Below are 26,986 nucleotides of genomic sequence, written 5' to 3' on the forward strand. Positions count from 1 at the left end.
CCTTTTACTTTTTTAAGGTTTCCATTTTTTTTTATTTTTAAAGTTTTTAATTAAATTATCTTTATGAAAATTAAACTGGAGTTAGGCAAAATTAAATTATTAGTTCCAAGAAAAAAACCTTGTTTTATTTAATTGCAATTAAATTTATTTCAATAACACATTCTAAAGCCCAATATCTTCATTTAACTCCATATTCACATATAATTGAATGTTTTCACGAAAAATAATTTAATTTTTTAAGAAAATTTATTATAATATTTCAAAAACAAGACATGCAATAAAAAAAATATATTTTACCTTTTTTATAACAAAAAAGCTTTAACACTGCAGGAAATACTTAAATTGTTGGTTTTATAAAAAAATAATAACTTGCATACGATTTAAATTCAAACCTATTATGAGCAAAAAAGATGATTTCACCACGTATATAACACAAGGCTTTCAATCAAAAGGCGAAAGTATAACCCTAGGCGGTGCTATTTTAGATGGAGAAGCTGTACCAAATACTTACGTAAAAATACCGTTAAAAACACTTAACCGCCACGGATTAATCGCTGGCGCTACAGGTACTGGAAAAACAAAAACAATTCAAGTACTATCTGAGCAGCTTTCCACTTTTGGTATTCCTGTTCTAATGATGGATATTAAAGGTGATTTTAGCGGGATAGCTAAACAGGGCGAAGAAAAAGATTTTATAACTGATCGCCATGCCAAAATCAACATTCCTTACAACACAGAAAGTTTTCCAGTTGAACTATTAACCTTGTCTGAGCAAAACGGAGTGCGATTGCGAGCCACTGTTTCAGAATTTGGGCCAGTCCTTTTTTCTAGAATTCTCAATTTAAATGATACGCAAGCTGGAGTTGTAGCAGTAATTTTTAAATATTGTGATGACAATAAAATGCCATTACTCGATTTAAAAGACATCAAAAAGGTTATCAACTACATCACCGAAGAAGGCAAAGAAGAGATTGAGGAATTATACGGAAAGATATCAACTGCTACAACGGGGACTATCCTGCGAAAAATAATTGAACTTGAACAACAAGGAGCCGATTTGTTTTTTGGTGAAATGTCATTTGACATCAATGATTTGATGCGCATAGATGAAAATGGCAAAGGATACGTGAATATCTTGCGCCTAACAGATATTCAAGACAAACCGAAATTGTTTTCGACTTTTATGTTGAGTTTATTAGCAGAGATTTACCAACAGATGCCTGAACAAGGAGATGCTGAACAACCTGAACTAGTCATTTTCATAGACGAAGCGCATTTGATATTTAACGAAGCAAGCAAAACCTTATTAGAACAAATTGAAACTATTGTAAAACTAGTTCGATCAAAAGGTATTGGGATTTATTTTATAACTCAAAACCCAATGGACATCCCTAGTGGTGTACTCGCGCAATTAGGTTTAAAAATACAACATGCATTAAGAGCTTTTACAGCCAATGACCGAAAATCCATCAAACAAACTGCCGATAATTATCCTACCTCTGAATATTATACCACTGAAGATGTCCTTACAAGTCTGGGTATTGGAGAAGCACTTGTTACAGCATTAAATGAAAAGGGTATCCCTACTCCTCTTGCTGCAACCATGATGAGAGCACCTATGAGTCGAATGGATATTTTAACCGAAGGTGAAATTGACGCTATTAATAATTCTTCGAAACTTGTCTCAAAATACAGCGCTGTTGTAGACAGAGAAAGCGCCTATGAAATGCTGCAAAAAAAGATTTCCGAGGTCAATGAAAGCGTAGCTGAAAATACTGAGGAAGAAAAAATTGAAAAAGAGAAAAATGAAGGGCCAAGCACTGCTAGCGTTGTGGGTAAATCTGTTTTAAAAGTGCTTACGAGTGCAACTTTTATCCGAGGAGTATTTGGAGTTTTAACCAAAATATTTAAAAAGTAATGCTATAAAATCAAAATATGAAAAAATATTTAGTTCAAAATAACCCTTTTGTAGTCCCAACCACTGACGGAAAATTGATTGAAGAACACCATGGCTCAATTGCAACTCAAAACAACGACATCTCAATTGCACACATGGTGGCTCCCCCAAAGTGGAGTGAGCCTTTTCAAACTCCCCAATTTGAGGAGTATACTTATATTATTAGTGGTAAAAAACAATTCATAATAGAAGACGAAGTTGTTATTCTTGAAGCGGGTCAATCAATAAAAATTGAAAAAAATACACGAGTGCAATATTCCAATCCTTTTGACGAGCCTTGTGAATATATCGCTATTTGCAAACCTGCATTTTCGATAGAAAAAGTTAACAGAGAAGCGTAAGCAAAAGATAAATGGTATCTTTATACGTATAAAAGAAAACAAACATGGAACATCAGAAAAAAATTGTAATCATTGGAGCTGGTTTCGCTGGTTTAAGATTGGCGCAAGACTTAGAAAACACTGCTTACGACGTTTTATTGATTGATAAAAACAATTACCATCAATTTCAACCTTTGATGTATCAAGTAGCCACCGCTAGACTAGAGCCAGCAAGTATTTCTTTTCCATTGAGAAAAGTATTTCAACATTCAAAAAATGTTCGTATCCGTATTGCTGATGTCATTAGTGTGAATGCTCAAAATAAAACTCTCCGAACATCCATTGCTGATTTTGATTATGATCACTTAGTGGTAGCATTTGGTTGTACCACAAATTATTTTGGCAATACTGAAATTGAGAAACATGCATTCCCAATGAAATCAGTACCTGAGGCAATACAATTGCGCAACCAAATTTTGCAGACCTTTGAAGACGCCTTGATTGCACCTGCTGAGGAATTACAATCTTTAATGAACTTTATTGTAGTAGGTGGAGGACCAACCGGTGTTGAACTTGCGGGGGCACTTGCAGAGATGAAAAAAAATATACTCCCAAAAGATTATCCTGACAAAGATTTCTCAAAACTAACCATTTATTTACTGGAGGGTTCACCCAATGTTTTGAATCCAATGAGTGTTGACTCCCAAAAAATGTCTAAGAAATATCTTGAAGATTTAGGAGTGATTGTAATGACCAATACCCTAGTAAGTCATTATGACGGGGAGACGGTAAGTTTACAACATGGAGAAATTATCCGTTCAAAAAATGTAATATGGGCTGCAGGTATTACTGGAAATACTCTAGAAGGAATACCAACAAGTGCATTAACAAGAGGCAACCGTTTTCTAGTAGACCGCTTTAATGGTATTGCTGGATTAGATTCCGTTTATGCCCTAGGGGATATTGCATTTATGACAACCCCAAAATATCCAAACGGACACCCACAAGTAGCAAGTGTAGCTATTGAACAAGCCAAAATTTTAGCTAAAAACTTCAAATTAGCTTTAAAGAATGGAAAGAAAATTGAATATGAGTACCACGACAAAGGCTCCATGGCCACAGTAGGCAAAAGAAAAGCAGTTGTTGATTTACCTAAATTTAGTTTTCAAGGACGATTGGCTTGGTTCACTTGGATGTTTGTTCACCTCATGTTAATTTTGAGCGTAAAGAACAAACTCTCTATTTTTGTAAACTGGATGTTTAGTTACTTTAATAATGACAGTACATTGCGTGTTTTATTAAAACCCGCCACAAAAAAATAACTAGAAAAAACAACAAAGGACTCTAAAAAAGAGTCCTTTGTTTTATTGTAAAAGTTCCAATATTTTATCTTCTACTTTTTTGGAATCCCAGATAGTAGCAATATCATCCATCTTTAACACATCTTCCATAATTTTGTTTTGGTATTCACCAAGAGCCAGCGCTTCGGCATAAGGCGTAAGACTAAAAGTGACCAAACTATAAAGAGGCGTCCATTTATCAGGATGTTTGTCTGAGAACCATTTTTCAATTTTCTTTTGCAATAAAAAATTCTCATCAGCAGTCTTTGAACTCATTTCCATAAAATTTCTTTCGGCAAGTTCAGCAATAGCATCCGCATTTGGTTTGCGAAGTTGCTCATATTCTAAGAAAATTGCTCGCCAGTTATCTCCATGTTTATCAATACAGTCTTGTAAAATAGTAATATCTTCAAATCCCGCATTCATCCCTTGTCCATAAAAAGGTACTATTGCATGAGCGGCATCACCTATTAAAGCAACTTTATCATCATAGGTCCAAGGATAGCATTTCATTTTTACCAAATAACTGGTTGGGTTCTTAAAAAAATCTTCCACCAGATTCGGGATTACAGCTTTTGTATCAGGGAAGAATTTAGCGAAAAAATCAACCAAGTCTTTCTCCGTTTTTAGCTTTTCAAATGAATTATCACCATCAAAAGGCATAAAAAGAGTACATGTAAAACTACCATCAAGATTAGATAAACCCATTAACATAAAATCACCTCTTGGCCAAATGTGTAATGAGTTGGCATCTATTTTATGTGAACCATCAGGATTTGCAGGAATATGCAATTCCTTATACCCTATTTTCATGAACTCCTGAGAATAATTGAACATCGATTGACGTTGCATTTTGTGTCTAATGCGTGAAAAAGCACCATCAGCTCCAAAAACTTTGTCAAATTTAATCTCTGTCCATTCACCACGCTCCGTTTCACCTATGTGTAAAGTAGCATCATTTAAGGTGACGTCCCATATTTTTTGATTAAAAAAGAATTCCACCCCTTCCTTTTCGGCAAGATCTATCATTTTACGGTTTAAAATCCCTCTTGAAAGTGAAAAGATTGCCTCTCCCTCCTTACCATAATTTTGAGTTACATAACTTCCGTCTTGTAAATGTATTCCTCGTTTGTCTACAGGAATACCGATAGCACGTATTTCATCATCAAGACCTATATCTTCTAATGTTTTCCATCCTCTATTAGACATTACTAAGTTGATAGATCGACCAGAAAATTGAATATTGCGTATATCCGGACTTCTATCATAAACATGAACAGTATGTCCTAATTTTTTTAAATATATTGCCAATAGAGTCCCTACTAAACCTGAACCTACTACAGCAATTTTTTGAGGTGTTTGCATTATTTTTGATGATATGTTAAGCAAAACTACTCATTAATTAGTTTATGCTCTTGAAAAAACAGACATTATTTACTAGGAGTAAAAATTAATTTAGTAGAAGTTCTTTGTATCTCCTCTTTATTTAATAACATTCTCCTGAATTTACCTGTATTGTACAACTCCGCTTGGTCATCATAATGGGCACTCATGGGATTCCCTGATTGTCCAGTAGGCAAAATGCTCAAACTGTTTTCAATATCCGAAAAATCTATAACTCTTCGGGTAGAAGGCCCGCCTTTTACATCATAAATCCCACTGCTATTATAACTGAAAAATAAATTATTAATAACCTCGCTAGAACCTGATACCTCAAAAGGACCTACATTGAAAATGTTTTTCAAAACAGCAACTTTACTCAAAGGATGTTGGTGTTCTAAAGTATGAACTCTATTCCAAGTCCAAGCCAATACGTCTGGGCCCAATTGTTTTTCAAGCGCAGATATAGCCTCTTTAAATGACTGTAATACTATATTCTCTCTAGTTTCTTTATTGTTTTTAGTATTAATGTTATCCCACCAAACAGAATTTTTATTTTGTATTTGATTCGCAATTGTCTGTTTCATGACATGGGTGCCCAGGAACATTTCAAACTTTTCCTTTCCTAACTCGTCTTCAAAAGTGTTTTTCATATATTGATATACCCATTTGTTGTAAATTGTAGGAGCAACATCATCCAGATTATTAGAGCCTTTCCAATCTTTTAAAATTAAAATTGCCTGTTTTTGAGTACTCGAAAGTGCTTTAGAACTGCAATTTGCAATCAACTCCTTGACTACATTTGGCGCAACCGATGAAACGTTATCAAAAATCATATTTCCAACAGCTTCCTTATCCCAAGAGGAATTAGAATCTAATAATTGAGCAATTCTTTTGGCGCGATCTTCTGGTAAATAATATCCAGGATAATTAAATCCATCTATAGGTTCCGGCTGATTATTTGCTGAATAAACGTAATTCCATCTTGGGTTTACTGCCGAAGGATTTTTGGAGAAATCCAAAAACGAAACAATATCATCCTTACCCGAAGCTCCATCTAAGATAAAGTTTGGATTTACTCCTTTATTATGTTTGTACAATTTACCAGTAGCCCACCATGCTACATTTCCTTTAGCATCGCCGTACATTACATTTAATCCTGGAGCAGTTATTAATGCAACCCCTTTTCTAAAATCAGCTTTGCTCTTTGCATGCGAAAGAAAATAAACTGCATCAAGAATATTGATGGGTTGTTGGGTATAAATCCAAGATAAGGCAACGGGCTTATTAGGCTCTAAACCATCCATTAAGTCATTCATTATAGGTCCGTGACGTGTTAATTTCAAGTTCAAAACACAATCTGTGGAGTCTTTAATTTTTATTGTTTTTTTTCTAATTTCATAAGTACTATAACCATTGGGAGTTTTATACTCATTGTTATTCTTAGGATTGGATTGTTCTTGATACAAATCGATATCATCATTTTCAAACATGGTCAATCCATAGGCATAATCTCTATTGTGTCCTAATAAAGGATAGGGTGTTCCTGCTAGATAACAACCATATAACTCAAAATCTGGCACCACAATATGAGCTTCATACCACGTTCCAGGTTGAGAAAACCCAATATGGGGATCATTAGCAAAAATAACTTTTCCGTTTTTAGTTTTCTTAGGTGCAATCACCCAACTGTTACTTCCTATAAAAGGAGACACAGGCGATTGGTCTAAAAGTTGCGCAATAGATTTAGATATAGCGGCATACTCTTGAGGATTTTCGAATGCGTTTTTTATTTTGGTAGTATTGAATTCCCCATTTATTCCTAAATCCTTAAGATATTCAGCACCATATTTATTGCGAATATCTGTTAACAAAGGATCTGATTTTTGGGCCATTGCAAAACTAAAAGACATGTATCCAAAAATATTATAGACATCCTTTATGGTAAATTTCTCTTTTTTTACGCCTATCAAACTAAACTCAATCGGAGTTTTACCCTCGTCTAAAAACTGATTAATTCCATCAAGATAAGACATCGTTAGTTGGTAACTTGGACTGTTTTTATCCAATGCTGCTATTGCTTTAGAAGAAGCTTCTTCAATCCCTAAGCCGGCAAAAAATTTATCATTTTTTAACGCTACTGATCCAAAGATTTCTGATAACCTGCCTGGAGCTATGCGGCGCATTAATTCCATTTGCCATAATCGATCTTGTGCATGTACATAACCTAGCGCGACCATAGCATCTTTTGAATTTTCAGCATAGATGTGAGGGACACCAAATTCATCAAAATGAACTGTTGTTTCTTTTTGAATGTTTTTTAACGCTAACTCTCCCTCATATGTAGGCTTTGAGTATAGTGCATACATAAAAATAGAACCTGCTAAAACGGCTACTAGTACCAGTAAAATAAAAAGAGATTTTTTTAGTGTTTTCATCATGGGATAAATTGAAAAACAAATATATAGGATTTGGAAGTGATATGAAACAAATAATTACGACTGGAGTACGATGCAATAAAATAATTTAAAATATCTATATTTTGTTTAATTTATTTCTTGATTAATTAAACAAAAAGTATCTTTGTTTAAAATAATACGACTTATGAAACATATTTCACGAGATATCATTTCTCAAATGGAAAAAATTGAAAGATTAAACTTAATCAATTCGTGTACGGGATATAAATCAGCAAATTTATTGGGAACAAAATCTATTGATGGAAAATCAAATGTTGCCATTTTTAGTAGCGTAACCCATTTGGGGAGTAATCCTGCAATGATTGGGTTTATTATGCGCCCCACTACGGTTCCTAGAGATACGTACAAAAACATTAAAGATACTGGCTACTTTACCGTAAATCACATCACAGCAGATATGATTGAAGCTGCACATCACACCTCGGCCAATTATGAATTAGGAGTTTCTGAGTTTGACAAAACAACACTTGAAGAAGAATTCAAAGAAGGTATCCCTACTCCTTTTGTTAAAGGAAGTCCAGTACAATTATTGTGTAAGTATGTTAATGAATATCATATTGTAGAAAATGACACCATACATGTTATTGCATCTATTGAACATATCTTTTACAAAGAAGAATTAGAACATAAAGATGGCTGGTTGCAAATAGATCGTGGAAATGTTGTGGCTATAAATGGTTTAGACGGGTATTGTTTACCCAAATTATTGGACCGTTTCCAGTATGCCCGAAAAGAAATTCCAACTACTTCCTTTTTCAAAAAATAAACATGAAAAAACTACGGTTAATCCTTGGTGATCAATTGAATGCGACGCACTCTTGGTTTCAAGAAAAAGATGATACTACCATTTATTTGCTTGCCGAAATGCGTCAGGAAACAGATTATGTCAAGCACCACATACAGAAAGTTGTGGCATTCTTTCAATCCATGAGGCATTTTTACACAGACCTTAAAGATAAAGGTCATCAAGTACTCTATTTCGAAATTACAGCCTTAGATAATCCTCAAAATTTAGATCAACTGATTGCCTCTTGTATTGAAAAATATGGCATTACCAAATTTGAATATCAACTGCCTGACGAATACCGTCTGGATCAGCAATTAAAATTGATTTGCTCAAAACTTACCATTGAGACCCAAGCATTCGATACGGAACATTTTTACACCAAACGAGAGGAGTTGACCGATTTTTTTGAAGGTAAGAAGTTATTGCTAATGGAAAATTTTTACCGACACATGCGTAAGAAGCACCATGTTCTAATGGATGGCTCAACACCAGTTGGCAATCAATGGAACTTTGATGCTGATAATCGAAAAAAATACAAAGGAGAAGTTCCAGTTCCTGCAGCAAAAAAATTTGGGACCGATATTGAAGCGCTTCTCTCTCAAATTGAAAAAGCTGGAATCAATACATTTGGTACAATTGACCCGAAAAACTTTGACTGGCCTACCAGCCGAGGGCAAGCATTAGAGCAACTTGATTATTTTTGTGTTCATTTGCTTCGCCACTTTGGAGATTACGAAGACGCCATGCATACAGATGAAAAATATCTGTTTCATTCACGTTTATCGTTTGCCATGAACAGCAAAATGCTTTCACCAAAAGAAGTGATTGAAACTGTAGTTACACACTATCATGAACACGAATCCAGCATTTCCATTTCACAGGTTGAAGGTTTTGTTCGGCAAATTTTAGGTTGGCGTGAATACATAAGAGGAATTTATTGGAAAGAAATGCCGAACTATTCTACGATGAATGCTTTAAACAACACCAATAAACTTCCGGATTTTTTCTGGACAGGTCAAACTAAAATGAATTGCATGAGTCACGCGATAAATCAAAGTTTGAAGGATGCGTATGCACATCACATACAGCGCCTCATGGTGATTGGGAATTTTACTCTGTTAACGCAAATTCATCCTGACGAAGTAGACAATTGGTATCTAGGCGTATACATAGATGCCATTGAATGGGTAGAAATGCCCAATACTAGAGGAATGTCACAATATGCAGATGGCGGAATTATTGCAACAAAACCTTACGTTTCCTCAGGGAGTTATATCAATAAAATGAGTAACAACTGTGCTACATGCCACTACAATGTAAAAGAAAAATTTGGAGATAAAGCCTGCCCATTTAATACGCTGTACTGGAATTTTCTGGACGAAAAGAAAGAATACTTTAAAGGAAACCAGCGTATGGGAATGATGCTAAACCTTCTTAAAAAAATTGATCCTGAAGATTTATACAAGATTAAGATCAAAGCAAATGAAATTATAAACAATATGGATTCTTATTAAAACAGAAAAGCGCTTCAACTCCTCACAGAATTGAAACGCTTTTTTTATTTCTAAAAACGAATTTAGTTTTTCTTACTACCGTCAATAATTGCACCTGTTCCAGCACCAACTCCTGCACCTGCAACACCACCAATAATAGCACCTTGCACTTTTTTCTTACTGATAATTGCTCCGGTTGCTGCTCCTACTCCTGCACCAATTACTGCTCCTTTAGCAGTGCTACTCCAACCTTTCTTTTTAGTTGTCGTAGTTGTAGTTGTGGTTCCTTGAGGAGCTTGCTGGTTAACTACAACAACTTCTTTTTGGGTTTCGACTTTAGCCTCTTCCATTTTCACCATTACTTGCTGCATAGAGTCAATTACTCTTTGCTTTTCCATTTCTACTTTCATAGAATCAACTGTTGCTGCTTTTGCTTTTGCAACATCCATTTTACCTTGATTTTGACAAGAAACTACCGCCATAGCAAGTAACATAAAGTATACTATTTTCATAATTATTTTTATTTTATTGTTAAACAACAAAGTAACAACATAAAAACCCTAGTTCAATTATCTAATTCCAAGTTTAATTTACATAATTCATAGACTCGCTTTCTCTAAAATTCCTTTTTTTAAAATTTGGCCAAACTCATACATATCTACATAAGAGGTATATAAAGGTACAGGCGCCAAACGAATCACATTAGGTTCACGCCAATCTGTAATTACTCCATTTTTCATTAAATAATCAAACAAACTGCGTCCTTCACCATGCAGTAAGACAGAAAGTTGGGAAGCTCTTTCTAAAGGGTTTTGTGGTGTAATGATTTCAAAAGTACTCTCAACTTCTTTATCTATTTCATGTAAAATAAACTCTAAATACGATGTGATACTGTCTCTTTTTTGAATTAGAGCATCCATACCTACTTCATCAAACATAGTTACTGATGCCAAATAAGGAGCTAATGACAATATGGGTAAATTACTAATTTGCCAACCATCGGCACCGTGAACGGGATCAAAAGTTTGCTCCATCTTAAATCGACGTTCTTTATTATGTCCCCACCATCCTGCAAATCTTGGAAGCTCACTATTGTTATGATGCTTTTCATGAATAAAACAACCAGATGCATTTCCTGGCCCTGAATTCATGTATTTATAACTGCACCATGAAGCGAAATCTACATTCCAATTGTGTAATTCTAACTTTACATTTCCTGCAGCATGTGCCAGATCCCATCCTACGTAAGCACCTGCTTTGTGCCCTGCAGCAGTTATCGTTTTCATATCAAAAACTTGACCAGTGTAATAATTGACCCCACCAATGAGAACCAAAGCCAACTGATCGCCTACTTCTTCTATTTTTGCTAACACATCTTCAAGACGGATGTTATGTTCGCCTTCGCGTCTTTTAATTTCTACTAATGCTTCATTAGGATCAAAACCTACCGATCTTGAATGAAAATCAACTTGGCTTTGAAACATATATTGATCCGAAGGAAATGCCTTCTCCTCACAAATAATTTTGAATCTGGATTTTGTAGGTTGGTAAAAAGAAACCATTAGTAAATGAAGATTCACGGTCAAGGTATTCATCACGGTAACCTCGGTAGGAAGTGCTCCAACAATTTTACTTAACGGATTAGCAAAACGTTCGTGGTAATCCCACCACGGTTTATCACTATAAAAATGTCCTTCTACAGCTAGGTTTGCCCAATCATTCATGACTTCGTCGACAAAAGCTTTGGTGCGTTTGGGTTGTAATCCAAGTGAATTTCCGGTAAAATAAATTACTTTTTTTCCGTTTACTTGCGGAAAAATAAATTCCTCTTGGTATTTGTTTAAAGGATCTTGGATATCTAGTTGCCTTGCAAATTCAAGGGTATTTTGAAATTTCATACTTTCGGTTTAGATTTGTAAATGTACAAAAAATGCAGCGATAGTAGCAAGTGTTTAAACGAATTAGGAACTTCATGAAATCCCAAAAACCAGAGTTAGAACCGAGCTTTATCATTAAAAATCCTGATAGAAGAGGATCGAGATTGACGGACGAGTTTGTGTGAGGGATAACAGCGGCATCCTTTATTTTCTTTCTTTAAGAAAATAAAGATAGAGCGGATAGCCCGACCCGACCTTTTTTTGGGAGGGGCACACCAAAAAAAAATCTCGCCACGAATGACGAGATTTAATACTTATGATATGATTTTGTTGTATTATAGAATCAACATGGCATCACCGTAAGAGTAAAATTTATATTTCTCCTCGATTGCTTCGGCATATGCTCTTTTCATTAAATCGTGTCCACAAAAAGCAGAAATCATCATTAATAAAGTTGATTTTGGAGTATGAAAATTAGTGATCATACACGTTGGGATAGCAAAATCGTGCGGTGGAAAAACAAATTTATTTGTCCATCCGTCAAACGGATTAAGTGTGTTTTGTGATGAAACAGAACTTTCTACAGCGCGCATAGAAGTTGTCCCTACACAACAAATACGTTTCTTTTTAGCTTTGGCTGCGTTTACGATATCACAGGCTCCTTGAGTAATTTTTAATTCCTCAGAATCCATTTTGTGTTTCGATAAATCTTCAACCTCAACAGGATTAAATGTTCCTAAGCCTACGTGAAGCGTAACCTCGGCAAAATTGATACCTTTTATTTCTAGTTTTTTCAATAAATGTTTAGAGAAATGCAAACCAGCTGTAGGTGCTGCAACAGAACCTTCCTCTTTAGCATAGATAGTTTGGTAACGCTCTGCATCCTCAGGAGTTACATCTCTAGAAATGTATTTAGGGATTGGAGTTTCACCAAGTTCTGTTAATTTATTACGGAATTCCTCGTAAGAACCATCATATAAAAAACGCAGGGTTCTACCACGAGAAGTAGTATTGTCAATAACCTCAGCAACTAGAGAGTCATCGTCACCAAAATATAGTTTGTTTCCAATTCTAATTTTACGCGCTGGATCAACAAGAACATCCCAAAGTCTTTGCTCAGAGTTTAATTCTCTCAATAAAAACACTTCGATTCTTGCTCCAGTTTTTTCTTTATTTCCGTATAAACGAGCCGGAAAAACTTTAGTATTATTCAAAATTAAGACATCGCCTTCGTCAAAATAATCAATAACATCTTTGAACATTTTGTGTTCTATGGTTTGTTTTTTACGGTCAATAACCATTAAACGTGCTTCGTCTCTGTTTTCGGCTGGATACTCTGCAAGAAGTTCTTTTGGTAAATCGAATTGAAAATGTGATAATTTCATTTGAAAAAGTTATATGTTATGATTTATGCAGTACCTATTTAAATGAAACTGGATATAAATCGTGTGCAAATATACGATTGTGAGAGAGGCGTTGTCAAGTGTTTTAGGGTTTATTTTTAAAAGTCGTTGTTTAGCGGGCACTTAGAGGGCCATTTCATCTTGACAATGCAACCCAATTGTTCTTAAATCATCCCAAAAATCAGGATATGATTTTGAAACTACTTCGGCATTTTCAATAATTATAGGAACTTTTATGGCAAGCGGTGCAAATGCCATTGCCATGCGGTGATCATTATAAGTGGCTATAGATACATTTGGGATACATTGCTTTGTTGCTATAAGCGTTAAACTATCGTGTGTCACTGAAATAGTTGCTCCTAATTTTGTTAATTCAATTCGCAGTGCTTCTAGCCTATCTGTTTCTTTAATTTTTAAAGTATGAAGTCCTGTAAGGTGACAGCCAATTCCTAAACCAAGGCAAGTAACCACAATGGTTTGAGCTATGTCAGGTGTGTTGTTTAATTCAAAACTGATTTGTTCCGGCAGACTAAAATCTTGTTGCTTGCTCAAGGTCATCTGGTCCCCGATAAAATGAGTAACAACCCCAAGTTCTTTGTAAATTTCGACCAAAGCGGAATCGCCCTGAAGACTATCTTGTTTGTAACTTTTTAAGGTTATTGAAGCTTTACTAGAAAGTGCTACTAGACTGAAAAAATACGAAGCCGAACTCCAATCAGACTCCACTGTCATAGACTTTGCAACTACTTCTTTCTTAGGATAAACCGTAATTACATTGCCTTCGAACTTTGTTTTGACTTCTAAATCATTTAATAATGCTAATGTCATTTTGATGTAGGGAACGGAGGTAATTTCACCTACCAACGTAATTTCGATTCCGTTCTCTAGTTTTGGCGCCACCAATAACAAAGCAGAAATATACTGACTACTTACATTAGCTGGGATGGACACTTTTGAGGCCGTTATTTTTTGACCACTGATTTTGATGGGTGGATAACCTACTTCTTTCTCATATGATATTACGGCTCCTAACTGTTGTAGTGCTTCTACCAAAACTTGTATTGGGCGTTCCGTCATGCGTTGAGAACCGGTCAGTATTACCTCGAGACCTTCATGCACTGCATAATACGCCGTCAAGAATCGCATAGCCGTTCCTGCATGATGAATATCAACTATTTCTGCATGGCCTTTCAAGGCTTTTTGCATGACCTCGCTATCATCAGAATTAGAGGTATTATTGAGCGTAATAGTAGGAAACAAAGCTTTCAACAATAGTAGACGGTTGGTTTCGCTTTTGGAACCTGTTATGTTTAATTGTACATCGTCAATCGTAAAAGGTGAATTCGTAGTTACTTTTAAATTCATTTTTGTATTTATAAGTTGTGAATTATGAGTTATGAATTAAATAACCCAAATGCGCAATTTACTACTACTCATTCACAATTCATAATTTACAATTGACAATTTATTTTAGTTTATCGTTGTTTTTGTGACGGTCTTTATCTCTTACGGATTTTAAATCCATCTTTTTATCAAAAGCGGCTTGTAAATCAATCCCCGTTTGATTTGCTAAACACAATACTACAAAAACGACATCAGCAAGCTCCTCGCCTAAATCTTTGTTTTTATCACTTTCTTTCTCTGATTGTTCACCGTAACGACGGGCAATAATACGAGCTACTTCGCCTACCTCTTCGGTAAGTTGTGCCATATTAGTTAATTCGTTAAAGTAACGAACACCATGTTCTTTAATCCAGGTGTCTACGTCTAACTGGGCGTTTTTTAGGTTCATTGTTTATATTTTTTTGAGAACGATTTTTTGTTTTTGAATTTCGATAGTTCTTTGATAAAAGTTTTTTAAATCTTCATAAAAATCCTCCGCCAATAAAACTGTATTCAATTCTTTTGTAACTATTAATTGTATCTTATTTTGTTGCGCTAAAGCGTTAATAGAGAAAACGACGATATTATCATCAAGAACGATTTTTACAGGCTTTGGTAAGGATTCTACTTCATAGCCTTCTGGAAATTCTATGTTTACAATATATTTTTCTTGTAATGGGTAGCCAAAAAATAATGGCATTTGCCTCTTTTCTTGTTTGAATGGATTTTTATCGGTGGTGAAAAACAATAATGGATCAACATAAATTTTACCAGCTATCTTTTCACAATGATTATCGGCACTGAAAGAAAAAATTTCTGTAACAGGTTTCGATAAATCCCCAACCTTATTTTCAATAGTATAATCCTTGATTTGTATACTACCTAGATTATTTTCTAAAAATTCAACATAGTTATCCTTATTACTATTGGCATATTGCTCTCTAAATCTAAATGCCTCATGCATGGATCTTTGCACTATAATTTTACCTGTAATTGTACCTGTATCAGTAATCGTAGACACTACAGAATAATTTAATTTTGATACTGTGGTTGGATCCAAACTAATTTCTTGCGAAGATCCGTCTTCCCTTATGAGCCTTCCTATCCTATTTAATGCTTTTAGCGGTAGTACATTTTGCGAAGTGTACTTGTTTGTTGCATCTAAAAGAATATATTTTCCATCAATTTCTGCACTTGCAATAATATAATTAAACACTATACGATTAGGAAAAATGGGTATACCATGATCAACAGTACTTATTAAAACAGGATTAGCATTTAAACCCGCCAATTTCATCATGGCAATTAGTATAAAATTTATTTCGGCAACATTTCCTGTCTGATCCAAATAAGCTTTTTTTACACCTTTATCCGTGAAGTATCCATTTTCATTATTCCAATTCATTTTACTTTGAACAAATTTAAAAATGATTGCAAGTTTTTCTTCCTCTCCTACTACATTAGCGATTATTCTTTGTACATCTTGTAATACATATTGTCTTTCATTGAGTTCGGGTCCAAAAGACTTATTTTCAAAAATATTTCTTGATACTCCTTCCCATGTTACCGTATACTCTTTTACTGGTTCATCAGGATAGCGGGTACGTTCTAGCTCATTTTGAATGGCAGAAGTATAATTTTTTATATTATCAACATAATCTTCATCCTTAATAGCAGAAATATTTTTGGTCAAGTAAGTACTATTGATTTGTTTATACTTCATATTACTTCTTTGCCCATATATATTATCAAAAGATTGTGACCCGCTATCTAATTTGGAGTCGGAATCTATTTTAGTAGTACCTATTTGAAGTGTTTTGTAAATAAAAAATTCTGGCACTTCAGTATTATATTCTGAATAATTTAATGGTATACTGTATTGATTTTCATATACTGGAAATTTTACAATATTCTCTGATTTAATGGTGTATTTGAATTCTATTACGGAACCAACTTTCACATTTGGCAATGAAATAGAAGCAATGCTCCAATAGGAGTTTACATTTTTCTTAAAGCTTCCCTCACTATTTAGCTTTGTATTAACAATTTTACCGTTTTCAAGATTATAAGTACATGCATTAGAAAACCTAACCGACTCATCGTGTAAATCTTCATACCCTACATAATAAGGCACTTGAAAGTTTGCCCAACTTAACCCTTCTTTTTTATAAACTTTAATTCTAAAAAAGTATTCATGGTTGAGTACAAAACCATCTTTTATGTTGTATTTAAAAAAAGTCCTTCCTTTTTTGGTTAAAATAGCGGCATTTGCTGTAGAATCTAGCGGATGAAACTTCTCTAAAAGCTGGTCAACCGTAACATTTCCCGGCACTGAGTTTTGAGCATTCATTGTAGAAAAAAACAATACAACCATACCTGCAAAAAAAAGATTAAACTTCATTTACTATGCCTTTTTAAAAACTATTTTTTCGTTTTGTTTATCTATCATCTTTTGAAAGAACTCTTTTAAGGCAGGATAGTAGTCAGCTCCAATTATTGAAGCGTTTATCTGGTATAAAAATGATATTTGAACTGCGTTGTCTGTCGCACTCGTTAAAAATTTAAAGGTGGCTAGTCCATCTTGCATAGAAACAACCTCGGTTTTAGGATAGAAATCTATCTTATATCCATCAGGAACTTGAATATTTACTACATATTTATCCATGAGTGGAAAAGCAAAATCAACTGGATATTCTCTAATTTCTTGCTTAAAAGGATTTACACTTGTGGTAAAAGACAATAATGGTTTAATGTATATGGCATTACCTACTTTTTCGCTAAAATTGCCCCCTTTAAAAGAAAGTGTTTCAACTACAGGTAATTTAACATCTGTTTCGTTTGTTCTTACATATTCACTTACTTGAATATTATTGTTATCATTTTCAAATTTTTCTAAGTAAGCATCTTCTTTGGTTCCCTTAAATGAAGATCGAAATAACATTGCATGATGATTTGTTCTTTGACGTCTCAACTTACCTAAAACCTCCCCTTTTTCATCGACACTATAATTCATAGATATAAGATCATTTGCTGTTTGCTGTGGCATCAAATCTACTTCTATGGAACTTCCATCTTTTCGAATTAGCCTACCCACCCAATTTAAATCGCGTATAGGCAATATATTAGGAGCAGAAAAAGCATCTGTAGCATCTAAAAGAATTAGGTTCTGACCATCTTCAACGGCAGCAATAACATAATTAAAGGCAGTTCTATTTGGAAATAGAGCTATCCCATTAGAACGCGTACTAACTAAAACAGGATTTGCAGTTAAACCGGCATATCGTAACATCGCTGTTAACATTAAGTTTATTTCGGCAACATTACCTGATTTCTTGTTATAAGCCTGCCTTACACCATCATTACAAGAATACCCATAATACTCGTCCCATTTTACAGTCGCTTTAACAAATTGTAGAATTGCAGTGATTTTATCCTCGGCAGCATTTAAACCCGCTATTACACCTTGTAAATCTTTTTCAAAATAACCTGTTTTATTTAATTCTGGTCCAAAGTCATCATAATTATAAATCGTCTTTACAACCGAATTCCAATCTGTAGAATACATTTCAGGAATAGAATTTGGAAATTTAGTCATGGCCAATTCATGTGTAACACTTGCCGTATAATTTTCAATATTATTCACAAAAGACTCTTCTTTCATTGCGGGCAAATTTTTAGCTAAATAAGTCGTCTTTGTTTCCTGATAATTTAGATTATCTTGAGAAAAGGTAGTGACCCTGCTATCCCTCCTTTCTTTACTGTTAATTACCAGGGATTTTTGACTTTTATCCACAGTAACCTTAGGAAATACATAACCTTTAAGGTTCGGATTATAAACGTAAAACTCAGGGACATAAGTTATAAATTCCGAATAATTGACAGGAATACTGGTTTGAAAAAACCAATCTTTTAGTTCACTTGCACGTGGCGATCTAATTGTATATTCGTATTCTATGACCGAACCCTCCTTAACGTTAGGCATTGTTATCTTCTTCCTGCCCCAATATTTATTGATTTTTTCATCAAATTCACCCTCACTTTTTAATTTAGTTTTCTCTATTTTACCTTCGATTAAATTAAACGTCACTGCGTCAGAAAAAGAAACGCTTTCCTTTAAATTACTTCCTAAATAATATTGTAACGCTTGATTTGCCCAATCGGAACCTTCTTTTTTATAAATCTTGACGCGTGTTTTGACTACAGTAACCATCTCAAAACCTTTATCTTGACTGTATTCAAATCGAACATCCCCTTTTTTAAACAGAATCGCCGCAACTGCAGAAGGATCTTGAGGATGTGACTTTTCCTCCAATTCTGCCACGGAGACTTTTCCTAATTTAAATTCCTGAGCATTTGTTTTTAAAACAATTGCAATCAGAAACAATGCACTGATAAGTTGGTTAAATTTCATATTATGATTAGTTTTTGGTTAGTAAAACTTTAGCATTGTCATTTCTGGAAATTTGCTCCATAAACAATCGGTAATCCTCGTATTCTTCGTTGGAATACAAACCTTTTTTCAAGAACAAAGAGCGTTTGTAAATCAAATTAGAATCATCTTTTTTTATTATTTCCGTTTTATATTCGCCAAACTTAGTATTTAATTCAAAACCATTTGGTAAAAAATCAACCGAAAAGCCAGGCGGTAAATGAACTTCTATTTCATCTACATCTATGTATCCTCTTGGAATTTCAAAGGGATGTTTACGATTTCTAATCCGTTTAACACTTCCTGAATATTGATTATAAGCGTTTAACACCATCATCATTTTGCCACCAATTACACTAGTATAATTGCTAGAACTAAAAGCAACATTTTCAGTAAATTGAACGCTATCCTTATTATTCACAAGATCTATTGTTCCTATTTTCAAATTATTTATAACACTCCAATAATTTTTATAATGTGCATCTTTTTCAATAGCTGACAACTTTTCAATTCCTTGTTTTTGGTGGTATTGTGTACCTCTAGATACAATTTCTACTTTACCGAAAAAATCACCATTAGCATCTATACTGTAACTTCCTTTAGAGATCTGACTGTTGTCCTTATCTTGATATTTTTTAGTATGGATGATGTGACCACCATCCGGTTTCATAACTACGACGTCTCTGTCATCGGTAAAATTGGCTTGAAAACCAAAAGGATCTGTTTGACTTGTACATTCAAGAAATATATTTTCAGGGCCGTTAGGAATACACAAAATTACATGGTTGCCTTGAATAGAGAAAAAATCTGCTTCAATGTCTCGAATATTGCTATCTCCATAAAGTTCAGTGTAGTAAGACGGTACTCCAACTACTTCAAGTAAAGCCCTTGTATAATTTGACAGAGCTTTGCAATCTCCATATCCTAAACGGTCTACATCATTAGCAGGCATTGGTTTAAACCCACCTATTCCCACTTGAACACTTACATATCTTGATTTTTCTTGAACAAATTTATACACTATTTTTGCCTTTTTAATAGGATCTGTTTCGCTACCTACCAGTGTTTTAATCTTTGCCTTGCTATCGTCATTGAGAATCTCAGTTCCTTTCAAAATATTTTCAGAGAACCATTTCCCATATTCATTCCAGTTTTTTGCAGTTCCATCAACACCTTCTAAATTAAAATTTTCTAATCCCATCATCACTTTCGGGAATATTTTTGAAACAGGTGTGTAGTCTTCATATTTTTGAGCTAAAACATTCTCAACAGAATAGGTTAACTGTGTGTCAGTATCTTTTTCTTTAATGATCTTGAATTTTTCGAAATTAAATTCTTTCTTTTTAAACCCAAGACCGGAAGGGAACGTTACGTTAAGAATGCTTTTCTCAACACTTACATAAAAATCAGTCAATACTAACCATGACGGAATAAAAGCTGTATTTGAAGTCTCTGTTTCACTTTCATAGACTATTGTAAATGGGTATTGAGTAGGCGTATAGTCAATAGTTAGATACCTTCCATCAGAAAAAAGAGTACCTCCTCCTGATGCGCTTTGATCTTTAAAATCTTTACGTTTTATTTTTTTTATTTCATTTCCAAAAGCATCATAAACAACTGCCTCAATTGCTTTTACTGTTTTTCTTTTATCATAACTTTCAACTGCATGTATTGCATTGAGTCCATTTTGATTCAAAACTGTAACAACTCTTTTTTCTTTCACAGTCATGCTTTTTTGTGAAGAGATAGTAATGTCTATTTGATTTAAGCGAATCACGGCATTAGAATTTTCTTTTAAGCTATCTGAAATAATGAGGGAAACATACTCTCTTTTTTGAGCTGAAACTTGAAATGTTAATGCAATAAATAAAAGACAAACAAATGTTGATATTTTCATTGTAATGAATAAATGTTGGGAGAAGATAACCAAAATGCAATAAACAAGAGACCTTTACAAAAAAAGTCTGCTGTTGGTTTTGAAAATAATATTCGTGGTGCTCAAAAATATATTAAATCTAACAAGCAGCAAAGTAATTACTCTTTATTTTTACTGTCTATGATAATGGTTACAGGTCCATCGTTTAGTAATTGTACTTTCATATCGGCACCAAAAACTCCGGTTTGTACTTTTTTGCTAAGATCTTGTTCTATTTGGGCAACAAATTGTTCATACAGAGGAACTGCTATTTCTGGCTTTGATGCTTTAATATAAGATGGGCGATTGCCTTTTTTAGTTAAGGCTTGAAGAGTAAATTGAGAGACCACAATAATGTCACCACTGATATCTTTAACAGAAAGATTCATGACGTCATTTTCATCTCCAAAAATACGAAGATTCACAATTTTGGAACTCAGCCAGCTGCTATCTTCATGCGTATCCGCATCCTCGATACCAACCAATACCAACAATCCTTTTTGAATATTAGCTACAATTTGATCGTCAATTGTGACTGAAGCTTGAGAAACTCTTTGGATTACTACTTTCATTAATCAGTCATAAAGTTACAAAGTCTTAAAGTCGAAAGTAAAAAAATCTATATCTTTCGTTAATTATGACTTTTAAAAATATTACTCTCTAGTTTTATCGCTTATAATTCGATCTTCGTTATGAATGTCAGTTCGGTAATGTTCATCGTCACCTTCTAAAATTTTAAGGTAACTGTTGTAGCGTGACCAAGCAATTTCATCTCGATCTAATGCTTCTTTTATGGCGCACTTAGGCTCTTCTTTATGCAAACAATTATTGAACTTGCATTGCTCTTTCAATTTAAAAAACTCGGGGAAATACCCGCTAATTTCAGCCGGCTCCATATCTACCATCCCAAATCCTTTGATTCCGGGTGTATCAATAATACTGGCGCCAAAAGATAAATCATACATTTCAGCAAAGGTTGTGGTATGTTGTCCTTGTTTACTGGCGTCTGAAATGGTTTTTGTTTTCAAATGCAAAGCAGGCTCCATAGCGTTTACCAATGTAGATTTTCCCACACCTGAATGCCCAGAGAACATGCTTACTTTTCCTATCATCAAGGCTTTTAATTCCTCAATTCCTTTCATTTCAGTTGAGGACACGCGCAAACAAGTATATCCTATTTGCTGGTACACATGCTGCATGTACAATTGTTCGTCTAAAGTAGCCTCGTCAAAAGTGTCAATTTTATTAAACACCAAAACCGTTTCTATTCCGTACGCCTCCGCAGTTATAAGAAATCGATCAATAAAATTAAAAGTTGTTGGCGGATTGTTCACAGTGATCAATAAAAAAACACGATCAATATTTGAAGCTATAATATGCATTTGATGCGATAAATTAACCGACTTGCGTACGATGTAATTTTTTCTGTCATGAATATTAAAAATGGTACCCGTAACTGCATCTGATGTTTCCTCGAGTTCGTAATCTACCACATCGCCTACTGCAATGGGATTGGTACTTTTTATTCCCTTAATGCGAAATTTCCCTTTCATACGGCATTCTATAAAATCTCCTTGCTCGGATTTTACGGTGTACCAACTTCCTGTAGATTTATAAACGATTCCTGTCATGTGACAAAGGTAAAATTTTGTTTCAAGTTTGAAGTTCAAAGTGCACAGTTTTTTTAGAAACAAGTTCAAACAAAAATCCTCCAAAATCTTCTTAACGAAGCTCTGGAGGATTTATTAAAAATTTACAAGCAATTAAGCGTTCAATACCTTATCTTGATGGCTGATACTTTCTTGGTGAATGGCTTTAAATAATTTTAAAACAAACTCTTCTGAAAGTCCTTTGGTTTCTCCATCCAAAATCATTTTACCTAAAATTTCGTTCCAACGGTTGTTTTGCAAAACAGCTACATTGGCTGCTTTTTTCACCACACCAATTTCATCAGCAACTTTCATACGTTTGCCTAAAAGCTCTAGCAAAGTAGCATCTAAAACGTCAATATTAGCCCTTAGTTTTTTCATTTTCTGAGTAAAATCATCCGATACATCATCCGTTTTACGTACTTTCAAATCAATGAAAATTTGTTTCAAAGCATCTGGTGTTACTTGTTGTGCGGCATCACTCCAAGCGTTGTCCGGATCTGTATGCGTTTCAATAATCATTCCGTCGTAATTCAAATCTAAAGCTTCTTGCGTAACCTCTAAGATCATTTTGCGATCACCAGTAATGTGCGAAGGATCAATAATCAATGGTAAATCAGGGAATTTATTTTGCAATTCAATAGCTATTTGCCACTCTGGAATGTTGCGGTATTTTGTTTTCTCGTAAGTAGAGAAACCTCTGTGAATTACTCCTAATTTCTCAATTCCTGCATTGTACAAACGTTCTACTCCACCTAACCACAAGGATAAATCTGGATTTACAGGGTTTTTTACCAAGACAATTTTCTTTGTTCCAGCCAATGCGTCTGCAATTTCCTGAACCGCAAATGGGTTTACCGTTGTTCTAGCACCTATCCACAAGACATCAATGTCATATTCTAAAGCTAATTTTACGTGAGCAGCATTGGCTACCTCCGTTCCCATTAGCAAACCTGTTTCTTCTTTGGCTTTTTTCAACCATTTCAAACCTATTTCGCCCACGCCTTCAAATCCTCCTGGACGTGTTCTTGGTTTCCAGATCCCTGCTCTAAAAATACTTACATCTGAATCTTTTAACTCATGTGCAATTTTCAACACTTGCTCTTCGGTTTCAGCGCTACATGGCCCTGCTATCACTAATGGGTGGGTCAAATTAAATGCCTCCAACCAGTTTCTCATTTCTTTCTTATTTTCCATCTTTTCTAAATTTTATTTTCTAAGTTTCGTTTTTTTTATATTTTTTGTAAGCATTGAAAACTGTTAACTTTGACTCATCACTGAAAACTGCTACTATAAACTGTCAACTGATCACTTCTTAACATTCATTCCGTTCAATATCTCTTTTATCTTATTCACGCTTTCCATTTCATTGTAAATCGCCTCGTAATCCTCATTCTCTAATAGCTCCTTAAATTTAGATAAATTCAAGATATATTCATTCAAAGTTTTTACAACTTGCTTTCTATTTTGCTTAAAAATGGGTGTCCACATTGCGGGCGAACTTTTAGCAAGACGCACCGTACTTTCAAAACCAGAACCTGCCATATCAAAAATATCCTGCTCGTGTTTCTCCTTGTCAATGACTGTTTTTCCTAACATAAAAGCACTGATATGGGACAAATGCGACACATACGCGATGTGCTTATCATGTGATTTTGGATCCATATACCGAATGCGCATGCCCATTTCTTGAAACAAGGCCAAGGCGCGTTCTTGCAATTTAAAAGTCGTTTTCTCTACCTCACAAATAATGTTTGTTTTTCCTTGAAACAACCCTTTTATTGCTGCAGATGGTCCCGAAAATTCCGTTCCAGCAATAGGATGCGTGGCTATAAAATTTCTCCTTTTGGCATGGTTGGCAATACCTTCACAAATAGGTAATTTTGTCGAACCCACTTCAAAAACAATCGTTTGGTCTCCAATCGCCTGCAAAACTTGGGGCACAACCGTGAGCGCTACATCTACAGGAACCGAAACAATCACAAAATCAGCATGCATTAAGTCTGTAAATGTTGCCATTTCATCAATTACCCCCAACTCAATTGCCTGTTCCAAATGCTTCTCGTTCGTATCAATCCCATAAATCGTGGCATGGGGATACAAATCTTTAATATCTAACACCATCGAACCACCTATCAAGCCTATGCCTATTACAAATACTTTCATTTTTTTGTTTTTTATCCGAAGCTAATCCTGCTATCCGTTGCAATCTTTCCTGCCGAACCCCGGCAGCAAATGATTTCCACTACTATCAGGGCTAGGAAACCTCGTCATACAGAAATTTATTTTTTCATTAAACAAATTCATTTGATCATGAATAATAACTAAATGCAATACATCTCGCTGCTATTTCATTCCCCCTTTGGGGGTCAGGGGGCTTAAAATCGACTGATTGCTTCTCTAATTTTTTCTTGTTCAACACACAAAGCAAACCGAATGTAGCCTTCGCCATTACTCCCAAAAATAGTTCCCGGTGTAATAAAAATTGATTTCTCATGCAAGATTCTATCAATAAACACTTCCGCTGATGTAACTCCCTCGGGTAATTTTGCCCAAACAAATAAACCAACACCTTCTTTATACACTTTACAACCCAGTTTTTCGGCGAGCTCCTCTGTTACAATTCGTCTTTTTTTATAGATTTCATTCATAGCATCAAACCAAGCTTTATCACTTTTCAGCGCTGCAACAGCTCCTTTTTGAATGCCGTAAAACATACCACTATCCATATTGCTTTTTACTTTCAAAACCGCATCAATAGCATTGGCATTTCCTAACACCATGCCTACCCTCCAGCCCGCCATGTTAAAAGTTTTACTCAAAGAATTCAGTTCTAAAGCCACATCCTTTGCTCCTTTTACCTGCAACAAACTCATCGGATTGTCATTCAAAACAAAACTATATGGATTGTCGTTGACCAATAAAATTTGATGTTTTGCAGCAAAAGCCACTAATTTTTCAAACAATTCCAAACTCCCTCGTGCTCCCGTAGGCATGTGCGGATACCCAATCCACATGATTTTCACTTTGGTTAAGTCCATTTGCTCCAAAGCTTCAAAATCCGGCTCCCACTGGTTTCCCTCTTTCAAATCATAATACACTGGAACCGCTCCAACTAAATTGGTCACTGATGTGTACGTAGGATAGCCCGGATTCGGAATCAAAACGTGATCGCCTTCATTCAAAAAAGCCAGCGAAATATGCATAATTCCTTCCTTAGAACCCATCAAAGGCAAAATTTCGGTTACCGGATTGAGTGTTACACCATAATTTTTGGCATAAAAAGCAGCCATACCTTCGCGCAACTCCGGCAATCCCTGATAACTCTGGTATTGATGCGCGTTTTCATCTTGCATCGCAGCTACAATTGCAGCTACAATTGCAGGCGCCGGTTGTAAATCTGGACTCCCAATTCCCATATTAATGATGGGTTTGCCTTCGGCAGCTAGTTGCCTTACTTCTCTCAATTTGGAGGAGAAATAATATTCTTCAATGATATGGAGACGCTTTGCTGTGGTAATCATGTTTAAATTTTTATATCTGTATAACTTGGTAACTCGAGGCTCTTTATATTTTAGTATTCTTGTATTCACCCAAGACTTTAAAGTATTCGGCCATTATATTCAATAATGATTTTGCTTTAGCATAATCTTCGTATTTCTCAAAAGTGACATCCACAAAAAAGGAATATTTCCATGGTGTTTCAATTTTGGGCAAAGATTGAATCTTAGTTAAATTCAATTTACAATCACTCATTACGTTTAAAACTGCTGCTAAACTCCCGCGTTTGTGATCCAGTTCAAATTTTATCGATGCTCTGTTAATTTCACTTTCAGGAACAAATGAATTTTCTTTTTTGATAATCACAAAGCGCGTCATGTTGTTCTTAATCGTCTGGATTTCTGGCGCAATAATTTCCAAATCATACATTTCCGAAGCTGTTTTACTTGCAATTGCCGCTATTCCTTTCAGTTGTTTTTCTTGAATTCTTCGTGCTGTCTCAGCGGTATCTTTGTCTTCAACCAATTTGATATTGGGATATTTTTTTAAGAAATCCATACATTGTAAAAGCGCCATCGGATGCGAATGTACTTCGAGAATATCTTTAATTTTTTGACCTTTCAACGCCATTAAATTTTGATGAATATTCAAATAATGCTCTCCAATTATGTGTAAATTATTCTTGTCAATTAAGGCATAATTGGGAATAATTGGACCTGCAATTGAATTTTCTATGGCCATAATTGCTTGCTCTGACTTGCCTGCTAACAAGCTGTCTACCAATTCCTCAAAAGACAAACACTCGTCAAGAATAAATTCCTGATTGAAATATTCTTGAGCAACTTGATGATGAAACGAGCCCGTAATGCCTTGTATTCCTATAATTGTATTCATTTTACACACTTTTAAGCAAAAAAAAATCCCGATTTGCATCGGGATTGTATATCTATAGTATCAATTTAATTTTTGAATTAAATAACCATGCAACAATCCCTTTCTACCTTCCAGAAGAAATAATAAGAGTTGCTAAAATAAAATCGGTTACTCAACATGTTTTGTATTTTTTGTATTT

General features: G+C 34.7%; 21 protein-coding genes. 5 read left to right on the forward strand and 16 right to left on the reverse strand.

What is annotated here, in order from left to right; genetic code table 11:
• The first annotated feature begins 397 nt into the window (after window positions 1–397).
• Genes DNC80_RS12505 through DNC80_RS12515 form a run of 3 tightly spaced genes read left to right on the forward strand, consistent with a single transcriptional unit; the run spans window position 398 to window position 3,599 of the window.
• Window positions 398–1,918: a helicase HerA-like domain-containing protein gene (locus tag DNC80_RS12505; protein WP_182651515.1), complete on the forward strand. Its 1,521-nt coding sequence runs from the start codon at window positions 398–400 to the stop codon at window positions 1,916–1,918.
• A gap of 17 nt (window positions 1,919–1,935) precedes the next feature.
• The gene (locus DNC80_RS12510) at window positions 1,936–2,298 is read left to right on the forward strand and encodes a cupin domain-containing protein (RefSeq protein ID WP_182651516.1); all 363 of its coding nucleotides are present in this window, start codon (window positions 1,936–1,938) and stop codon (window positions 2,296–2,298) included.
• A 44-nt stretch (window positions 2,299–2,342) separates the two neighbouring features.
• Window positions 2,343–3,599: an NAD(P)/FAD-dependent oxidoreductase gene (locus tag DNC80_RS12515; protein WP_182651517.1), complete on the forward strand. Its 1,257-nt coding sequence runs from the start codon at window positions 2,343–2,345 to the stop codon at window positions 3,597–3,599.
• Window positions 3,600–3,641: 42 nt separating this feature from the next.
• On the opposite strand, the gene DNC80_RS12520 is transcribed toward DNC80_RS12515, so the two are convergent.
• Both DNC80_RS12520 and DNC80_RS12525 read right to left on the reverse strand, forming a co-directional pair.
• On the reverse strand, window positions 3,642–4,982 hold the full coding sequence (locus DNC80_RS12520; protein WP_182651518.1) for an NAD(P)/FAD-dependent oxidoreductase: 1,341 nt from the start codon (window positions 4,980–4,982) through the stop codon (window positions 3,642–3,644).
• 65 nt (window positions 4,983–5,047) lie between these two features.
• Window positions 5,048–7,435: a penicillin acylase family protein gene (locus DNC80_RS12525; protein ID WP_182651519.1), complete on the reverse strand. Its 2,388-nt coding sequence runs from the start codon at window positions 7,433–7,435 to the stop codon at window positions 5,048–5,050.
• A gap of 166 nt (window positions 7,436–7,601) precedes the next feature.
• Between DNC80_RS12525 and DNC80_RS12530 the strand changes: the two genes are divergently transcribed.
• Together DNC80_RS12530 and DNC80_RS12535 are read left to right on the forward strand one after the other, a co-directional pair.
• A complete protein-coding gene (locus DNC80_RS12530; protein ID WP_182651520.1) occupies window positions 7,602–8,243 on the forward strand; it encodes a flavin reductase family protein in 642 nt (213 codons plus the stop codon).
• Window positions 8,244–8,245: 2 nt separating this feature from the next.
• Window positions 8,246–9,778, forward strand: a complete 1,533-nt coding sequence (locus DNC80_RS12535; RefSeq protein ID WP_182651521.1) for a cryptochrome/photolyase family protein — start codon at window positions 8,246–8,248, stop codon at window positions 9,776–9,778.
• A 62-nt stretch (window positions 9,779–9,840) separates the two neighbouring features.
• Here the strand turns inward: DNC80_RS12535 and DNC80_RS12540 are convergent, their stop codons facing one another.
• From DNC80_RS12540 to DNC80_RS12605, 14 genes are all read right to left on the reverse strand, one after another.
• Complete coding sequence (locus tag DNC80_RS12540; protein ID WP_182651522.1) at window positions 9,841–10,269, reverse strand: YMGG-like glycine zipper-containing protein; 429 nt, start codon at window positions 10,267–10,269, stop codon at window positions 9,841–9,843.
• 87 nt (window positions 10,270–10,356) lie between these two features.
• Window positions 10,357–11,655, reverse strand: coding sequence for a kynureninase (kynU, locus tag DNC80_RS12545; RefSeq protein ID WP_182651523.1), 1,299 nt, complete (start codon window positions 11,653–11,655; stop codon window positions 10,357–10,359).
• A 314-nt stretch (window positions 11,656–11,969) separates the two neighbouring features.
• Window positions 11,970–13,019 carry a tRNA preQ1(34) S-adenosylmethionine ribosyltransferase-isomerase QueA gene (gene queA, locus DNC80_RS12550; RefSeq protein WP_144891626.1) on the reverse strand — a complete coding sequence of 350 codons (1,050 nt, stop codon included), beginning with the start codon at window positions 13,017–13,019 and terminating at the stop codon, window positions 11,970–11,972.
• A 141-nt stretch (window positions 13,020–13,160) separates the two neighbouring features.
• Window positions 13,161–14,402, reverse strand: a complete 1,242-nt coding sequence (locus tag DNC80_RS12555; protein WP_182651524.1) for a 3-phosphoshikimate 1-carboxyvinyltransferase — start codon at window positions 14,400–14,402, stop codon at window positions 13,161–13,163.
• A gap of 100 nt (window positions 14,403–14,502) precedes the next feature.
• The gene (locus DNC80_RS12560) at window positions 14,503–14,829 is read right to left on the reverse strand and encodes a nucleotide pyrophosphohydrolase (protein WP_007811153.1); all 327 of its coding nucleotides are present in this window, start codon (window positions 14,827–14,829) and stop codon (window positions 14,503–14,505) included.
• Window positions 14,830–14,832: 3 nt separating this feature from the next.
• The gene (locus DNC80_RS12565; RefSeq protein ID WP_182651525.1) at window positions 14,833–16,821 is read right to left on the reverse strand and encodes a DUF3857 domain-containing protein; all 1,989 of its coding nucleotides are present in this window, start codon (window positions 16,819–16,821) and stop codon (window positions 14,833–14,835) included.
• Window positions 16,822–16,824: 3 nt separating this feature from the next.
• A complete protein-coding gene (locus DNC80_RS12570; protein ID WP_182651526.1) occupies window positions 16,825–18,831 on the reverse strand; it encodes a DUF3857 domain-containing protein in 2,007 nt (668 codons plus the stop codon).
• A gap of 7 nt (window positions 18,832–18,838) precedes the next feature.
• Window positions 18,839–20,746: a DUF3857 domain-containing protein gene (locus DNC80_RS12575; protein WP_182651527.1), complete on the reverse strand. Its 1,908-nt coding sequence runs from the start codon at window positions 20,744–20,746 to the stop codon at window positions 18,839–18,841.
• A 137-nt stretch (window positions 20,747–20,883) separates the two neighbouring features.
• Window positions 20,884–21,336: a D-aminoacyl-tRNA deacylase gene (gene dtd, locus DNC80_RS12580; RefSeq protein WP_182651528.1), complete on the reverse strand. Its 453-nt coding sequence runs from the start codon at window positions 21,334–21,336 to the stop codon at window positions 20,884–20,886.
• Between the two features lie 81 nt (window positions 21,337–21,417).
• Window positions 21,418–22,395, reverse strand: a complete 978-nt coding sequence (gene rsgA / locus DNC80_RS12585; RefSeq protein WP_182651529.1) for a ribosome small subunit-dependent GTPase A — start codon at window positions 22,393–22,395, stop codon at window positions 21,418–21,420.
• A 132-nt stretch (window positions 22,396–22,527) separates the two neighbouring features.
• Window positions 22,528–23,610 carry a bifunctional 3-deoxy-7-phosphoheptulonate synthase/chorismate mutase type II gene (locus tag DNC80_RS12590; RefSeq protein ID WP_182651530.1) on the reverse strand — a complete coding sequence of 361 codons (1,083 nt, stop codon included), beginning with the start codon at window positions 23,608–23,610 and terminating at the stop codon, window positions 22,528–22,530.
• Between the two features lie 111 nt (window positions 23,611–23,721).
• A complete protein-coding gene (locus DNC80_RS12595; protein ID WP_182651531.1) occupies window positions 23,722–24,579 on the reverse strand; it encodes a prephenate dehydrogenase in 858 nt (285 codons plus the stop codon).
• 212 nt (window positions 24,580–24,791) lie between these two features.
• Window positions 24,792–25,937, reverse strand: coding sequence for an aminotransferase class I/II-fold pyridoxal phosphate-dependent enzyme (locus DNC80_RS12600; protein ID WP_182651532.1), 1,146 nt, complete (start codon window positions 25,935–25,937; stop codon window positions 24,792–24,794).
• Between the two features lie 43 nt (window positions 25,938–25,980).
• Window positions 25,981–26,808, reverse strand: coding sequence for a prephenate dehydratase (locus DNC80_RS12605; protein WP_182651533.1), 828 nt, complete (start codon window positions 26,806–26,808; stop codon window positions 25,981–25,983).
• Between the last annotated feature and the right edge of the window lie 178 nt (window positions 26,809–26,986).

Origin of the sequence: Flavobacterium sp. SOK18b (assembly GCF_014156605.1) — a bacterium.
GTDB classification, from domain to species: Bacteria; Bacteroidota; Bacteroidia; order Flavobacteriales; family Flavobacteriaceae; genus Flavobacterium; species Flavobacterium tiangeerense.

Coding starts and splice junctions, on each gene's coding strand:
- DNC80_RS12505 (WP_182651515.1), top strand. CDS start 398: ATGAGCAAAAAAGATGATTTCACCACGTATATAACACAAGGCTTTCAA.
- DNC80_RS12510 (WP_182651516.1), top strand. CDS start 1,936: ATGAAAAAATATTTAGTTCAAAATAACCCTTTTGTAGTCCCAACCACT.
- DNC80_RS12515 (WP_182651517.1), top strand. CDS start 2,343: ATGGAACATCAGAAAAAAATTGTAATCATTGGAGCTGGTTTCGCTGGT.
- DNC80_RS12520 (WP_182651518.1), bottom strand. CDS start 4,982: ATGCAAACACCTCAAAAAATTGCTGTAGTAGGTTCAGGTTTAGTAGGG.
- DNC80_RS12525 (WP_182651519.1), bottom strand. CDS start 7,435: ATGAAAACACTAAAAAAATCTCTTTTTATTTTACTGGTACTAGTAGCC.
- DNC80_RS12530 (WP_182651520.1), top strand. CDS start 7,602: ATGAAACATATTTCACGAGATATCATTTCTCAAATGGAAAAAATTGAA.
- DNC80_RS12535 (WP_182651521.1), top strand. CDS start 8,246: ATGAAAAAACTACGGTTAATCCTTGGTGATCAATTGAATGCGACGCAC.
- DNC80_RS12540 (WP_182651522.1), bottom strand. CDS start 10,269: ATGAAAATAGTATACTTTATGTTACTTGCTATGGCGGTAGTTTCTTGT.
- kynU (WP_182651523.1), bottom strand. CDS start 11,655: ATGAAATTTCAAAATACCCTTGAATTTGCAAGGCAACTAGATATCCAA.
- queA (WP_144891626.1), bottom strand. CDS start 13,019: ATGAAATTATCACATTTTCAATTCGATTTACCAAAAGAACTTCTTGCA.
- DNC80_RS12555 (WP_182651524.1), bottom strand. CDS start 14,402: ATGAATTTAAAAGTAACTACGAATTCACCTTTTACGATTGACGATGTA.
- DNC80_RS12560 (WP_007811153.1), bottom strand. CDS start 14,829: ATGAACCTAAAAAACGCCCAGTTAGACGTAGACACCTGGATTAAAGAA.
- DNC80_RS12565 (WP_182651525.1), bottom strand. CDS start 16,821: ATGAAGTTTAATCTTTTTTTTGCAGGTATGGTTGTATTGTTTTTTTCT.
- DNC80_RS12570 (WP_182651526.1), bottom strand. CDS start 18,831: ATGAAATTTAACCAACTTATCAGTGCATTGTTTCTGATTGCAATTGTT.
- DNC80_RS12575 (WP_182651527.1), bottom strand. CDS start 20,746: ATGAAAATATCAACATTTGTTTGTCTTTTATTTATTGCATTAACATTT.
- dtd (WP_182651528.1), bottom strand. CDS start 21,336: ATGAAAGTAGTAATCCAAAGAGTTTCTCAAGCTTCAGTCACAATTGAC.
- rsgA (WP_182651529.1), bottom strand. CDS start 22,395: ATGACAGGAATCGTTTATAAATCTACAGGAAGTTGGTACACCGTAAAA.
- DNC80_RS12590 (WP_182651530.1), bottom strand. CDS start 23,610: ATGGAAAATAAGAAAGAAATGAGAAACTGGTTGGAGGCATTTAATTTG.
- DNC80_RS12595 (WP_182651531.1), bottom strand. CDS start 24,579: ATGAAAGTATTTGTAATAGGCATAGGCTTGATAGGTGGTTCGATGGTG.
- DNC80_RS12600 (WP_182651532.1), bottom strand. CDS start 25,937: ATGATTACCACAGCAAAGCGTCTCCATATCATTGAAGAATATTATTTC.
- DNC80_RS12605 (WP_182651533.1), bottom strand. CDS start 26,808: ATGAATACAATTATAGGAATACAAGGCATTACGGGCTCGTTTCATCAT.